At 66.2% G+C, this 13335-nt stretch carries 11 protein-coding genes and 1 pseudogene; 5 read left to right on the top strand and 7 right to left on the bottom strand.

Going from position 1 to position 13335, the window contains the following annotated elements; all coding sequences use genetic code 11:
- Positions 1-728, bottom strand: a 728-nt coding sequence (locus tag AC1DKD_RS30700; protein ID WP_477144092.1) for a LysR family transcriptional regulator, incomplete at its 3' end; no start/stop codon positions are given.
- 211 nt (positions 729-939) lie between these two features.
- Here AC1DKD_RS30700 and AC1DKD_RS30695 point away from each other — a divergent pair.
- The gene (locus AC1DKD_RS30695) at positions 940-1923 is read left to right on the top strand and encodes an aldo/keto reductase (RefSeq protein WP_477144091.1); all 984 of its coding nucleotides are present in this window, start codon (positions 940-942) and stop codon (positions 1921-1923) included.
- Positions 1924-2013: 90 nt separating this feature from the next.
- A pseudogene (locus AC1DKD_RS30690) lies at positions 2014-2546 on the top strand (MFS transporter); the annotation flags it as partial.
- A gap of 79 nt (positions 2547-2625) precedes the next feature.
- On the opposite strand, the gene AC1DKD_RS30685 reads toward AC1DKD_RS30690, so the two are convergent.
- From AC1DKD_RS30685 to AC1DKD_RS30675, 3 genes are all read right to left on the bottom strand, one after another.
- Positions 2626-2814, bottom strand: coding sequence for a DUF3008 family protein (locus tag AC1DKD_RS30685; protein WP_441629036.1), 189 nt, complete (start codon positions 2812-2814; stop codon positions 2626-2628).
- A 219-nt stretch (positions 2815-3033) separates the two neighbouring features.
- On the bottom strand, positions 3034-3258 hold the full coding sequence (locus AC1DKD_RS30680) for a DUF2188 domain-containing protein (RefSeq protein ID WP_035864358.1): 225 nt from the start codon (positions 3256-3258) through the stop codon (positions 3034-3036).
- Between the two features lie 191 nt (positions 3259-3449).
- Entirely contained in the window at positions 3450-4175 is a 726-nt protein-coding gene (locus tag AC1DKD_RS30675; RefSeq protein WP_035864360.1) for a GntR family transcriptional regulator, read from the bottom strand.
- A 171-nt stretch (positions 4176-4346) separates the two neighbouring features.
- On the opposite strand from AC1DKD_RS30675, the gene AC1DKD_RS30670 reads away from it, so the two are divergent.
- The 3 genes from AC1DKD_RS30670 to AC1DKD_RS30660 all read left to right on the top strand — a co-directional run bounded on the left by AC1DKD_RS30670 (position 4347) and on the right by AC1DKD_RS30660 (position 10111).
- The gene (locus tag AC1DKD_RS30670; RefSeq protein ID WP_441629033.1) at positions 4347-5567 is read left to right on the top strand and encodes a pyridoxal-phosphate-dependent aminotransferase family protein; all 1221 of its coding nucleotides are present in this window, start codon (positions 4347-4349) and stop codon (positions 5565-5567) included.
- A gap of 340 nt (positions 5568-5907) precedes the next feature.
- A complete protein-coding gene (locus AC1DKD_RS30665) occupies positions 5908-8952 on the top strand; it encodes an FAD-binding and (Fe-S)-binding domain-containing protein (protein WP_441629031.1) in 3045 nt (1014 codons plus the stop codon).
- Positions 8945-10111 (top strand): DSD1 family PLP-dependent enzyme, encoded by a 1167-nt coding sequence (locus AC1DKD_RS30660; RefSeq protein ID WP_477144090.1) that lies wholly within the window; start codon positions 8945-8947, stop codon positions 10109-10111. The genes AC1DKD_RS30665 and AC1DKD_RS30660 overlap by 8 nt, the downstream gene beginning before the upstream one ends.
- A gap of 218 nt (positions 10112-10329) precedes the next feature.
- On the opposite strand, the gene AC1DKD_RS30655 is transcribed toward AC1DKD_RS30660, so the two are convergent.
- From AC1DKD_RS30655 to AC1DKD_RS30645, 3 genes are all read right to left on the bottom strand, one after another.
- Complete coding sequence (locus AC1DKD_RS30655; protein WP_477111680.1) at positions 10330-11751, bottom strand: MFS transporter; 1422 nt, start codon at positions 11749-11751, stop codon at positions 10330-10332.
- Between the two features lie 137 nt (positions 11752-11888).
- Complete coding sequence (locus tag AC1DKD_RS30650) at positions 11889-12122, bottom strand: DUF2188 domain-containing protein (RefSeq protein WP_441629025.1); 234 nt, start codon at positions 12120-12122, stop codon at positions 11889-11891.
- Positions 12123-12274: 152 nt separating this feature from the next.
- A complete protein-coding gene (locus AC1DKD_RS30645) occupies positions 12275-13177 on the bottom strand; it encodes a LysR family transcriptional regulator (protein ID WP_441629023.1) in 903 nt (300 codons plus the stop codon).
- Positions 13178-13335: the final 158 nt, after the last annotated feature.

Raw genomic sequence — 13335 nt, 5'->3', positions numbered from 1 at the left:
ACCCAGGCGATGCCGATACCTGCCAGCGCTGCTTCGACCATCAGATTCAGGTTGCCAAGCGTCAGCGGCCCGTCGACATCGATGCTGGCGCTTTTGCCGCGATGCTCGAGATCCCAGCGGTAGAGCGCGCCACTCTCGAACCGGAAGCGGACGCATCGGTGCTGCCCCAGGTCGTGTGGCGCTTTCGGCGGCTCATGACGCGAGAGGTATTCCGGGGATGCCACTGCTGCGAACCGCATGTCAGGTCCGAAGCGGACGGCGATCATATCGCGCGGCACATCGTCCAGAACCCGTATGCCGGCGTCGAAACCGTCGGCCACGATATCCACGAGTCGTGTGTCCACGATGAACTCGACGTGTATGCCGGGGTAAGCCGCCAGGAAGTCCGGCAGCACATGGCGCACAAGCGGCCTTGCCGCGGACTCGGATGCGCTGATACGGATCGAGCCCGACGGCCGGTCGCTTGCTGACGCGACTTCGTTTACCGCATCCTCGATATCGGCGATAGCCGGCCTGACGCGCCGCAGAAGCTGTTCACCCGCTTCGGTCAGCGCGACCGACCGGGTCGTCCGGTTAAACAATCGCACATCCAGCTTCGCTTCGAGATTCCGCATTGCGTGACTTAGCGCCGACGGCGAAACRCCCAGCGTGCGCGCGGCCGCGCGAAAGCTTCGCTGCTCGGCAATGGTCATGAAAGCAGTCAGTTCGGACAGGCCAGCGCGCATCATTGATGAATTTCTCTCAACTCCCTGTGAAATGGTAAGCGGATTGTTGAATGAAGTACAGCAACCTAGAATCCACCACAGCAATCCACCACAGCAAATAGCGACTGACACGTGTCGGGCGTTGCCCGCGCAGCTACGGCCTCCCTGCAAAGGCCGTGACAGTAGCGCCCGATCAACGGCAACGATCCGCTGCGACATTTGGAAAAGAGAAATTATGCAAAAGCGCACACTTGGTAACAGCGGTCTTGATGTTTCGGAACTCGGCCTTGGCTGCATGGGCTTGAGCTTCGGATACGGCCCGGCCACTGAAAAGTCCGAAGGCATCAAGTTGATCCGGGCCGCATTCGAGCAAGGCATCACATTCTTTGACACGGCCGAGGCCTATGGCCCGTTCGTCAACGAGGAACTGGTCGGCGAGGCCTTGGCGCCATTTCGCGACCAGGTGGCGATCGCCACCAAATTCGGCTTCAAGGACGGCGATTCGACAAAGGGCCTCGACAGCCGGCCCGAGCGTATCCGCGCCGTCGCGGAGGCATCGCTGAAGCGTCTGAAGACGGATCGCATCGACCTGTTCTACCAGCATCGTGTCGACCCGGCCGTGCCGGTCGAGGACGTGGCGGGCACCGTCGGGGAGCTGATCCGGGAGGGCAAGGTCAAGCACTTCGGCATGTGCGAGGCTGGCGCGCAGTCGATCCGCCGGGCGCACGCCGTGCAGCCGGTGGCGGCGCTGCAGAGCGAGTATTCGCTGTGGTGGCGCGAGCCGGAGRAGAAGGTGCTGCCGACCCTCGAGGAGCTCGGCATCGGCTTTGTGCCGTTCAGCCCGCTAGGCAAGGGCTTCCTGACAGGGGCCATCGACGCGGGCACCACGTTCGACAAGACTGACTTCCGCAACGTTGTGCCACGCTTCTCCGAGGAAAACCGCAAGGCCAATGCGGGCCTCGTCGAGGTACTTGGCCGGATTGCGGACGGCAAGGGCGCCACGCGGGCACAGATTGCGATCGCCTGGCTGCTGGCGCAAAAGCCGTGGATCGCACCGATTCCGGGTACCACGAAGCTGCACCGGCTGAATGAGAACGTCCGCGCGGCCGCCGTCGAACTGTCGGCCGAGGATTTGTCCGTCATCGAGGCGGCACTGCAACGGATCACCGTCGCGGGTGATCGTTACCCGGCCCATCTCCAGCAGCGAGTCGATCGCTGACTTGCCTGTGGCGGCAACGCGCCGGTGTCCGGCCTTCCGGGTACCGGCGCGTTTGCCGTGCGCAGCAGGATATCGAACCATGTCACTGACGCCGGCACGCCTTTCGCGTACATCACCTGCCACCACGTATCGCCGCAGGCCTACGGCGTGCTGTTTGGTGCGGGCATCGCCGGCATCATGATCACCACCTGGTCAATTCAAGGCTGGTGACCCGGCTTGGCAGCGATCGCCTGATGCGGGCCGGTACCATCGGCGCGGCAATCGCGGGCATTCTGCTGGCAGTCGCCGCCCGGACTGGCTGGGGCGGGCTGGCGGGTCTGGTGATACCGCTTTTCCTGCTCGTCTCCGCAACCGGCCTTATCGTCGCCAATTCGATTGCCGGTGCGCTCAGCACGTTTCCCGGACGCGCCGGTGCCGTGTCGGCGCTGACCGGCGCCATCCAGTACGGCGCCGGCATCGTCGGCTCGGCTCTGGTCGGCGTCGGCACGGACGGTACACCCTGGCGGATGGGTGTCGTCATCGCCCTCCTGAGCATCGGCAGTCTGCTCTGCGCGCTGTTTCTCGTGCAATCTCCCGCCGTTGCGCCCAGCGTTATCAGGCCGGCTCGGGTTTCAACAGATTAGTGAAGCGGCCCGGACTCGCCCGGAGCGGTGTCGTCCTTGTCTGGGCGAGTCTGGCGGAACGCCTTATGGCCTTATGGCCTTATGACTTGCTCGTATGGCTCGGCTTGCCCTTTTGCCTCGTGGCGGCCATCTCGTGCAGCTCGGCTTCGCTCATCGACCTGAACATGGATTTCGAGGCGCCTTTCAGGCTACTTGCCTTCCGGTCGCCGCGCTTCGCGGAAAGCGCCGCGCCAGCGGCCATTTGTTGTGCCTTTGACTTCGCGTGCATGGAGATCCTCCTTCGCGTATGCAATGCGTGACCAAAGCCGCCACCGGATGGCGGCGGGGTATGCGCTTGGAGCAAAGCACGTGCCCGCGCAACGCCACGCTTGCCTGCCGGCGGGATACGCCTCCTCGTGGGTTGGGCCGCTCGGGTTTGGCGCCGCTGCCGCGTGGCAGTGGCGGCGAATAGTGCAACGCCGGTAGGAAAGTCTTCACGACGCGGCGCTCAGCCGTGCACCGAACGAGGATCATGGCCAAAGCTGTTGCGCGCACGGATCTGTCCGTCCAGGCCGTGAATCAGAAGTTCGACGTGCTCGCGCTGGGCGTCCCGGGTACCGGCTTCCACGGCGTCTTCCTGGGACGTGTGATGCGAGTTGGCATACCTCGCCCCCTCCTGGATCACGTCCCAGCCGGTTCCGTGCGGCAAAACGTGGATATTCCTGGCTGTCATGGCGATCTCCTGTTTGGGACGTGTTTGGACGTGTGAATATTTCCATTCTGGACCCGCCGTGACGCATGACCATCGGGGAGTGTCTGACAAAGGCGCAACGGGGAGACGGCGCCGTTTCAGTGCAGGTGTGGCGGTAGCGCTTTACTCGTCAGGACATCGCCGCAAGAAATATGCCGTGCTTTCCGGCGCGCCTACGCGTTAGCCGTGGGCGGGTCGCCGACGGGATCCGGATGGATCCGCATGATGGCGTCGCGCTTTTCCAGCAGGTGCCGCTTGAGAATCGAGCCGAGCAGCTTGCCGTCGCGCGCTTCCAGTGCCTTGATCATGTCTTCGTGATCGTGCACGGCGCGGTCCCACTTGTCGGTCTCGTGATTCGAGCGGAAACGCAGCGCCTTCAGGCGCCGGTTGATGCTCTGGTAGGTCTGGCGCAGCGTGGCATTGCGCGCCGCTTCGTTGATCCGGTCGTGGATTTCCTGGTTGCGGCTGTAGTAGCCCGGCAGGTCGTTCTGCACGCGGCAGGCCAGCATCGAATAATGCAGCGCCTTGATCTCCGCCAGCTCGGCCGGCGTGATGCGCTCGCATGCCAGCTCGCCCGAAAAAGCTTCGAGGCCGCTCATCAGCTCGAAGGTTTCCCACACTTCCGATTCCGTCATGCGCGAGACGCTGGCGCCTCGGTTGGGAGAAATCTCGATCAGGCCTTCCGCCGCCAGCACCTTGAACGCCTCGCGCAGCGGCGTGCGCGAGATCCCGAGGGTTTCGCACAATTCGCGTTCATTGAGCTTCATGCCTGGCGATAGCACGCCTTCCACGATGAATTTGCGCAGGTGCTCGACTACTGTGTCGTGAAGCCGTTGCCGTTCAACCTTGGGGAGGACCGGCGCAGGGCGGGAGAGGTCGCCGCCAACTGGATTCTGCATACAAAGTCCTTATCTTTGCGTTTTCCGCATTTTACTGCATCTCTCACCAGACGCGCAGCTTCGGGGTAAACACCCAGTGTTTACAGTCATTCAGCGCTTGGAAGGCGGTCCTTTCGTCTGCTAAAGTATTTTGAATGCAAAATTCATAATCCACAAAGGAGGGACCAATCCATGATCAAACTCGACTTCCACCCCGCTGGCCGCCACTTCCTTCAGATCCCCGGTCCGAGCCCCGTGCCCGACCGCATCCTGCGTGCGATGAGCTATCCGACCATCGACCACCGCGGTCCGGAGTTTGGCGCGCTGGGCCGCAAGGTCCTGGCCGATATCAAGAAGATCTTCAAGACCGCGCAGCCGGTGATCATCTATCCGGCCTCCGGGACGGGTGCCTGGGAAGCCGCGCTGACCAATACGCTGAGCCCCGGCGACAACGTGCTGATGTTCGAGACGGGTCACTTCGCCACGCTGTGGAAGAAAATGGCGGAGGCACTGGGACTGAAGCCGGAATTCCTGGGCCTGCCGGGCATCGAGGGCTGGCGCCGCGGCGTGCAGCCGGACATGATCGAAGCCCGCCTGCGTGCCGACAGCGCGCACGCCATCAAGGCCGTATGCGTGGTGCACAACGAGACTTCGACCGGCGTTACCTCGAATATTGCCGCCGTGCGCCGCGCTATCGACGCGGCCGGCCACCCGGCGCTGCTGTTGGTGGACACCATCTCCGGCCTGGCCTCGGCGGACTACCGGCACGACGAGTGGGGCGTGGACGTAACGGTGTCGGGTTCGCAGAAGGGCCTGATGCTGCCGCCGGGGATCAGCTTCAACGCGTTGTCGCCGAAGGCGATCGCGGCCAGCAAGCAGGCGAAGCTGCCGCGTGCTTTTTGGGGCTGGGACGAAATCATCGAAGCCAACAAGAACGGCTACTGGCCGTACACGCCGAACACCAACCTGCTCTATGGCCTGTCGGAGGCGCTGGACATGATCCTGGACGAGGGCCTGGACAACGTCTTCGCGCGGCACCAGCGGCTGGCCGAGGCGGCCCGCCGCGCGGTGGGGGCCTGGGGGCTGGAGATCCAGTGCGCGGACGCATCGGTGTACAGCCCGGTGCTGACCGGCGTGATGATGCCGGAGGGCGTGGACGCCGACGCGGTGCGCAAGCACATCTATGAACGCTTCGACATGTCGCTGGGGCAGGCACTGGGCAAGATGCGCGGCAAGATGTTCCGTATCGGGCATCTCGGCGACTGCAACGACCTGACCCTGATGGCCACGTTGTCCGGTTGCGAGATGGGGCTGAAGCTCGCGGGCGTGCCGGTGGCGGCGAGCGGGGTCGTGGCGGCGATGGAGTACCTGGCCGCGCATGCGGACGCGCCAGCGCTGAAGGCCGCGGCCTGAACCGGCACCGGAAGGCCGGGCGGCTTGCCCGCGCGGCAGGCGTACGCCGGTCTTCCTGAGTCACCGCAAGTGCAGACAGGCATGGCTTCACCTCCCGGGGTGAGGCCAGGGAGAGGTGTTGCCTTTTGGCGCCCCGCCGCCTGCGTGCACTAGCGGGAACCGGCCATAGAGCCGGCGGCGATGAATCTGCCCCGGCCCGGACCGGGCGGGCACGAAAAGAGGAACAAGCCGGGCGCGGCGCTGGGCAGGATCGCCGGCCTGCCTGCGGTCGAACTCATCCTCGCGTAACAAGCCGCGCGCAGATGCGGCACCGATACCCACAAGCCACTGGTAGAAAGCCATGAATGATTCCTCCCCCTCGCTGCTGGTCAAGCCGATCCACCTCGTGCCGTCGCAAGGCCGTGCCAGCTCGCCGCTGTCGGCACGACTGCGCAAGGAACTGCGCGGCGATGTGCTCTTCGACCGGGCCAGCCGGGGCCGCTACTCTACCGATGCCTCGATCTACCAGATCATGCCGGTCGGCGTGGTGGTGCCGCGCGACCAGGCCGACCTGATGCTGGCGCTGGAGATCGCCCGCGACGAAAAGGCCCCGGTGCTGGCGCGCGGCGCGGGCACCAGCCAGTGCGGCCAGACCGTTGGCGAGGCGCTGGTGATCGACAACAGCAAGTGGCTCAACAACGTCGTGGATTTCGATCCCGCCGCCCGCACCGTCACCGTGGAACCCGGCATCGTGCTGGACCACCTCAATGCCTGGCTCAAGCCGCACGGCTTGTGGTTTCCCGTGGATGTATCGACCGGAGCCCAATGCACCATCGGCGGCATGGCCGGGAACAACTCATGCGGCTCACGCTCCATCGAGTACGGCAACATGGTGCACAACGTGCTGGGCATCGATGCCGTGCTGGCCGACGGCAGCCAATGCCATTTCGGCTCACTCAAAGAGGCTGTCGCGGACAGGCGCGTGGAGGGCATCCTGCAAGGCCTGCGGCGAATCGCCACCCGCGAGCGCGAGGAAATCGCCGAGCGCATGCCGAAGGTGCTGCGCCGCGTGGCGGGCTACAACATCGACCTGTTCGAATGCCAGAATCCGCGCGCCTATACCGACGACGGCTACGCCAATCTCTCGCATATCCTGGTGGGATCCGAAGGCACGCTCGCCTACAGCCGGCAGCTCACGCTGAAGCTGTCGCCGCTGCCGCAGCACAAGGTACTGGGTGTGGTGAACTTTCCCACGTTCTACCAGGCGATGGACATGACGCAGCATATCGTCAAGCTCAAGCCCGTGGCCGTAGAGCTGGTGGACCGCACCATGATCGACCTGTCGATGGAGAACCCGGCGTTCCGCCCGGTGATCGGGCAGGCCCTGTCCGGCGAGCCGCAGGCCATCCTGCTGGTCGAGTTCGCGGGCGAGGAGCACAGCGCGCTGCTGGCGCGGCTCGACGATCTCGCGACGCTGATGAGCGACCTGGGCCTGCCGGGCTCCGTGGTCAAGATGCCCGATGCCAAAGCCCAGAAGGCGCTGTGGGATGTGCGCAAGGCGGGCCTGAACATCATGATGAGCATGAAGGGCGACGGCAAGCCGGTGTCCTTCATCGAGGATTGCGCTGTTCCCCTGGAGCACCTGGCCGAGTACACGCGCCGGCTCACCGCCGTGTTCCACAAGCACGAGACCGAAGGCACGTGGTACGCCCATGCCAGCGTGGGCACGCTGCATGTGCGCCCGATCCTGGACATGCGGCGCGACGGCGCGCTGCGCATGCGCGAAATCGCGGAGGAAGCGGCCGCGCTGGTGCGTGAGTACAAGGGCGCCTATTCCGGCGAACACGGCGACGGGCTGTGCCGGGGTGAGTGGGTGGCCTGGCAATACGGTCCGCGCATCAATGCCGCCTTTGGCGAGATCAAGGCGCTGTTCGACCCGGACAACCGCTTCAACCCGGACAAGATCGTGCGGCCGCCGAAGATGGACGCGCGCGAGAACTTCCGCTTCGCGCCGGGCTACGCCGCGCTGCCGCTCGCGCCCGCACTGGACTGGTCCGCCTGGAACGTGACGCGCAACCCGCTGACCGGCGAGGAAACGGCGCCGGGCACGGGCAGCGACCGCGCGGGCGGGCTCGCCGCGGCAGTGGAGATGTGCAACAACAACGGCCATTGCCGCAAGTTCGACGCGGGCACCATGTGCCCGAGCTATCGTGTGACCAAGGATGAGCAGCACGTTACGCGGGGTCGTGCCAATACGCTGCGGCTGGCGATCTCCGGCCAGCTGGGCGATGAGGGCCTTGCCAGCGCGGAAGTCAAGGAAGCCCTGGACCTGTGCGTCTCCTGCAAGGGCTGCAAGCGCGACTGCCCGACGGGCGTCGATATGGCGAAGTTCAAGATCGAGGCCCGCCATGCCTGGACCAAGCGCCATGGCATCACCCTGCGCGAGCGCATGGTGGCCTTCATGCCGCGCTATGCGCCGGTCGCCAGCCGGTTCCCCGCGCTGCTCGCGCTGGCCGGCAGCATTCCCGGCATCTCCGGCGCGATAAAGCGCGCGGTGGGATTCGCGCCGCAGCGCTCGTTGCCACGCTTCAAGACATCGTTCCTGTCGAAAGCCCGGACCAGGGGGCAGGCAGCACCGGGCCGCGAAGTCATGCTCTTCGTGGACACGTTCACCAATTACATGGAGCCGGAAAACGCGCGGGCGGCGCAGCAAGTGCTGGAAGCCGCCGGCTACACGGTGCACTTCAACACCCGCGAAGGCGAGCGCCCCCTGTGCTGCGGCCGTACCTTCCTTGCGGCGGGGCTGGTGGACCAGGCCAGGGAGGAAGCGCGGCGCCTGCTGGATGCCGTCAAGCCCTATGTCGACCGGAACATCCCGATCGTGGGGCTGGAGCCTTCGTGCCTTCTGTCCCTGCGCGACGAGTTCCTCAATTACGGCTACGGCGACGAGGCCAGGAAGCTGGCCGCCCAGGCCTTCCTGTTCGAAGAATTCCTGGTGCGGGAGAAGACGGCGGGACGCCTGGCCCTCGATCTCGATGCGCTGCAGACCGGCGAGGCCCTGGTACATGGCCACTGCCACCAGAAGGCCTTCGATGCCTTCACCCCGGTGCAGACCGTGCTCGGCTGGATCCCCGGCCTGAAGGTGTCGCCGGTGGATTCCTCCTGTTGCGGCATGGCGGGCAGCTTCGGCTACGAGGCCGAGCACTATGAGGCATCGAAAGCCATGGCGGAACTCTCGCTGCTGCCGGCGGTGCGCCAGCGCGCGGCCAACGCCCTGGTGGTCGCCGACGGCACCAGTTGCCGCCACCAGATCCTGGACGGCGCGGACACCGAGGCCGTGCACGTGGCGCGCGTGCTGGCGATGGCGCTGAAGCGGAAAGACCAGGGGCAGCTGCATCATGCGTGAGCACACCGGCCCGGCAGCCGCCAGGCGGCCACCCTTGCGGCTTCCCGAGCCGGCCGCGAAGGGCGATGCGCTGGAGGACGTGGGTTCACCGGCGCTGCTGGTGGACCTGGACGCCTTCGAATCGAACCTGCTGCAGATGCGTGACCTGGCGGCTGCCGCGGGCGTGGCCTTGCGCCCGCATGCCAAGGCGCACAAGTCCGTCGCCATCGCCCGGGCCCAGATGGCCCAGGGAGCCGCGGGCATCTGCTGCCAGAAGCTGAGCGAAGCCTATCCGTTCGCGGCGGCCGGCATCGCCAGCATCCATATCAGCAACGAGTTCGCCGGCGCCGACAAGGTGGCCATGGCGATAGAACTGGCCGGGCATGTGGCGCTGAGCATCTGCGCCGATGACGTGCGGCAGGTGAGGGCGGTGGGGGCCGCCGCCACCGCCGCGGGCGTGAAGATCACGGTGTTGCCGGAGGTCRACGTGGGACACGGACGCTGTGGCGTTGCCAGCCGCGATGCCTTGAGCGCGCTGGCTGACGCCATCGCAGCGTTTCCGGCATTGCGGTTCGGCGGCCTCCAGGCGTATCACGGCCCGGCCCAGCATATCGCCGCCTGGGCGCAGCGCCGCCAGGCCGCGCAACGGGCTGCCGAAGCGGCGCATGCCTATGTCCGGCACCTGGATGCGCGCGGCATCGCCTGCCCGGTGGTCACGGGCGGGGGGACCGGCACCGCGGAGTTCGACGTCGGCAGCGGCGTCTACACCGAGATCCAGCCGGGGTCCTATCTGTTCCTGGACGGACATTACGGCGCCAATGAATGGATGGGGCAATTCCGGCCGGCGCACAGCCTGTTCATCGCGGCCACGGTGATGAGCACGGCTCGCCCCGGCGTGGTGGTTTGCGATGTCGGCCTGAAGACGGTGGCGGTCGATTCCGGCCTGCCGCGGCTGTGGTCGCGCGACGGCAACGGGTCGCTGCGCTACGTCGCCGCCAACGACGAGCACGGCGTGCTCGAAGTGCTCAACGGCGACAGCCACGAGTTGCTGGGCGGCAAGCTGCTGCTGATCCCGGGGCACTGCGACCCTACCGCCAACCTGCACCGGCACTACGTCTGCTTCCGGCAGGGGCGGGTAGCCGGCCTGTGGGATATCGATGCGCGAGGCCTGAGCCGCTGATGCATCGGCCGGTGGCGCTTGCGACCGTGGGGGCCCACAAGTTGCTGGTCACCTCGTCCGCGCTCCATACCGTGCCGATGGTCAGCAACCTGCCGTTCAGCTGGCGCGACCTGACGCCGGTGGCGATGCTAGCGGACTTGCGCGCCAAGGCGCGGCGCATGCCTGAGCGCGTCCGGGCGCGGGTAGTGGCGGCGGAGTTGGCGCAACGCCACGGAATCCTAATGCGCCAGGCTTGTAATCCGGCGCGCGGCCAGCGCTGCCAGCACGGGCGCCACGGCAAAGCTGGCGAACAGCCAGGCGGCAGCCGACTGCGCGCCCGCGGTGCCGCCGGGGACGATCAGGCCAGCGGCATTCGCCACCAGCCCCGCGATCGCTGCGCCGATCGCCATGCCGTAGAGCTGGACGGTTGTGATCGCGGCCGAAGCCGTGCCTTCCTCGCCGTGCGGCGCCAGCGTCAGCACGCGCGTCAGCAAATGCGGCCAGCCGATGCCCACGCCAGCGCCCGCGCCGGCCAGCGCCAGGCCACTGAGCAGCGTGCGAGCCGTCGGCGCCAGGCTTGCCCCCGCCGGTACCACTATCGCCAGCGCGATCAGGCTGGCGGCGCACAGTACCGGCCCCGCGCGCAGCAGCCGTGCCGCGCCCGTACCGCCGTGGCCGGAGGAAAGCAGCGCGCCCAGGCTCCAGCCACCCGCCATCGCGGCTGTGAGATAGCCCGCGGCCAGCGGTGTGTGGCCATGCAAGGTCTGCAGGAAATAAGGCACGAAGACTTCGGTGGTGGTGCCGATCAGGAGCAGGGCCACGCTGGCATAGACCGCGCCCAGCGGCGTGCCGGGCTCGGTGCCGCCGCTAGGCAGCAACCGCACCAGCGCGCGCCGGTCCCACACAATGGCGGCGGCGCCGAATGCCAGGCCCGCGGCCACGCCGGCGGCCTGCCAGCCCATCGCCGCCGACAGGCTGCCGGCGGCGACAGCCAGGATCGACGCAGCCAGCAGTGCGATCTGCGCGGCGGGAATGCTCGGCGCGGCGGCGGACGATGCGCGCTCGCCGGCCGGGCGCAATTGCACCGCCACCAGCAAGCCCTGCATGATGGACACCGGCAGCAGCGTCCAGAACGCCCAGCGCCAATGCCCCACCTGGGCGAACAATCCGCCCACGGCCGGCCCGCAGAGCGTGGCGATGCCCCACATGCCCGAGACCAGCGCCACCGCGCGGGGCCATAGCGGCGGCGCGAACACAACCCGGATCAGTGCATAGCTAAGCGCTGCCAGCGTGCCGCCGCCCAGCCCCTGCACGCCACGGCTGGCCAGCATCCAGGGCATGGACGGCGCCAGCGCGCAGCCCGCCGATCCCAGTGCGAACACGGCCAGCGCGGCAATGAAGGCACCGCGCGGTCCCAGGGCGGCCAGAAGCCGGACGGACAGCGCGGCGCCGACGATGGAGGCGACGACGAAAAGCGTGGTGTTCCAGGCGTACCAGTCCAGGCCGCCAATGTCCCGTACCACGGACGGCAGCACGGTGGTGACAATGTGGACGTTGATGGCGTGAAGCGCCACGCCGCCGGTAAGGGCGAGGGCAAGTAACCCGTTCTTGCCAAGGAGCAGTTCGCGCCAGGCGCCGGTGAAGGCTTGTTCAGGGGGCATTGAGAGCGTGCGGCAGGATGGCTGCCACCTTATTATCCAAAATGATGCTTGGATAATAAGGTGGTGCCGTGAATTACACAAGCAATGGCTTGGTATTTCCGGATCCCGGGTCGCTCCCGATGGCGCCGGCTTACTGTCTAGCCCCGCACGTCGCGAGGGTCGTGACCATAGCTGTTGCGCATGCGGATCTGGCCATCCTGGCCGTGAACCAGCAACTCTACCTTCTCGCGCCTGGCGATCACCGTGGCGGCCTCGACGGCTTCCTCCTGATTGAGGAAATGGGCTCGCTCGCCCCTGGCGCCTTCATGGACGACATCCCAGCCGTCGCCGTGAGGCACGACATGTACGTTGCGCTGCGCTTTCGAATCCATGGAGGTCTCCCGGTATCCGTGGCCCGAGGCCACGCTCTGCTCTGTATTGTGACGCGCTGGAACAGTAGCGCCAGGGGGCGCAGTCCCGCAGGTTCACGCGCCTCGCAGGAATCAAGCATAGGTGTTCTGGCCCGACGGTGCCCGGCGGGCTGTCAGGATGCCGCCTGGCGTACCAGGTAATCCACCAACAGCTTCGCCGCCGGCGAGAGGCTCGCCTCGTCGCGGAAGCAAATCGCGAAGCGGCGCTGCGCCCAGCTATCCGTGAGCGGGACCATCTGCACGCCAAAGCTGGCGGAAAGGGGCTCAACTACCTCGCGGGGCACGATGGCAAGACCGAGGTTTGCGCGGACGCAGCGCAGGGACGCATCGAAGGAGGAAACCACCACCCGGTACGCCATCGGCTTGCCGATGATGGCCGCCGCGCGCGCCAGCATGGTGTGTACCGCGGTCTGCCCGGGCAGGCCGATATGGTCGAATTCAAGCGTCTGCTCGAAGGAACACTCCGCCTGGCTCGCGAGCGGATGCGAGGAATGCACGATGGCTGCCAAGGTATCGCTGCGATAGGGCCGGGTCTGGAGTCCTTCGAGATCCGCGGCATCCCAGCAGATGCCCAGCGGCGCGGAGCCTTCCCGCAGTGAGCGGACAAGCTCGCGGCTGATGCTCTCCTCGACGGTGACGCGGATATCCCGATGGTCAGGCACTTGCAGAAAGCTGGCGATATCGTCGGGGAGCGACTCGGCCATGCACGAGACAGTGGACAGCAGGCGGACTTGTCCCTTGATGCCAGTGCCGTAGTCGGTCATATCGCGCTCCACGCGATCAGCCGCGGCCAGCATGGCGCGTGCGTGCTCTAGGAGGATCTCGCCAGCCGCGGTCGGTATCACCCCACGCCGGCGCCGCTCGAACAGCGTGACGCCCACGGTGTCTTCCAGTTGAGCCAGGCGCTTGCTGATGGCCGAAGCCACGATGTGTTGCTGTTCGCCGGCGCGCGCCATGTTGCGCGTCTCGCAAACCGCCACGAACAGGCGCAGGGAGGTGAGGTCCAGGTCACGCATCGGAAGCTTCCGGTGTTGAGTTCAGGATTTCCGATATGGAAATTTAGCGTAGTAATTTTAGCGGGTGTTGCGTTGCTCAGGAATTTCTAAACCGGGGGCGCATGGGATGGTGTGATGCTAGCCAGCCATTCCGATTCGGAATGTTAGTGCTTCTGGAT

It is taken from the genome of Cupriavidus sp. 05T313 (assembly GCF_056396665.1).
Note: the sequence above shows the minus strand (reverse complement) of the source record. Positions and strands in the feature narration are given on the sequence as shown.

What these genes read in the sequence shown, in the direction of transcription:
- AC1DKD_RS30645 (WP_441629023.1), bottom strand. Translation starts at nt 13,177, where the DNA reads ATGCGTGACCTGGACCTCACCTCCCTGCGCCTGTTCGTGGCGGTTTGC.
- AC1DKD_RS30685 (WP_441629036.1), bottom strand. Translation starts at nt 2,814, where the DNA reads ATGCACGCGAAGTCAAAGGCACAACAAATGGCCGCTGGCGCGGCGCTT.
- AC1DKD_RS30680 (WP_035864358.1), bottom strand. Translation starts at nt 3,258, where the DNA reads ATGACAGCCAGGAATATCCACGTTTTGCCGCACGGAACCGGCTGGGAC.
- AC1DKD_RS30675 (WP_035864360.1), bottom strand. Translation starts at nt 4,175, where the DNA reads ATGCAGAATCCAGTTGGCGGCGACCTCTCCCGCCCTGCGCCGGTCCTC.
- AC1DKD_RS30665 (WP_441629031.1), top strand. Translation starts at nt 5,908, where the DNA reads ATGAATGATTCCTCCCCCTCGCTGCTGGTCAAGCCGATCCACCTCGTG.
- AC1DKD_RS30655 (WP_477111680.1), bottom strand. Translation starts at nt 11,751, where the DNA reads ATGCCCCCTGAACAAGCCTTCACCGGCGCCTGGCGCGAACTGCTCCTT.
- AC1DKD_RS30650 (WP_441629025.1), bottom strand. Translation starts at nt 12,122, where the DNA reads ATGGATTCGAAAGCGCAGCGCAACGTACATGTCGTGCCTCACGGCGAC.
- AC1DKD_RS30670 (WP_441629033.1), top strand. Translation starts at nt 4,347, where the DNA reads ATGATCAAACTCGACTTCCACCCCGCTGGCCGCCACTTCCTTCAGATC.